The organism is Staphylococcus gallinarum (assembly GCF_000875895.1).
Taxonomy (GTDB): domain Bacteria; phylum Bacillota; class Bacilli; order Staphylococcales; family Staphylococcaceae; genus Staphylococcus; species Staphylococcus gallinarum.
In genome coordinates this window covers 1-249 of sequence record NZ_JXCF01000150.1, presented here as the reverse complement: position 1 = coordinate 249, position 249 = coordinate 1, and the positions used below count along the sequence as shown (strand labels likewise).

General features: G+C 41.0%; 1 protein-coding gene. It reads left to right on the top strand.

Annotation, left to right across the window (positions count from 1 at the left end):
- On the top strand, positions 1–249 hold a 249-nt coding region (locus SH09_RS17295), incomplete at both ends, for a hypothetical protein (protein ID WP_042740202.1).

The following is a 249-nucleotide window of genomic DNA, read 5'->3' as shown; positions in this document are numbered from 1 at the left end:
GAAGTACTTAATGATGTACTTGCTGATTCTGAATCACTCACTGATGTGCTCAATGATGTTGATGCACTTTCTGAATCAGACACTGATGTACTTAGTGACGTACTTGCTGACTCTGAGTCAGATACTGAAGTACTTAATGATGTGCTTGCACTTTCTGAGTCACTTACTGACGTACTCAATGATGTTGACGCACTTTCTGAATCACTCACTGATGTGCTCAACGACGTTGATGCACTCTCTGAATCAGAT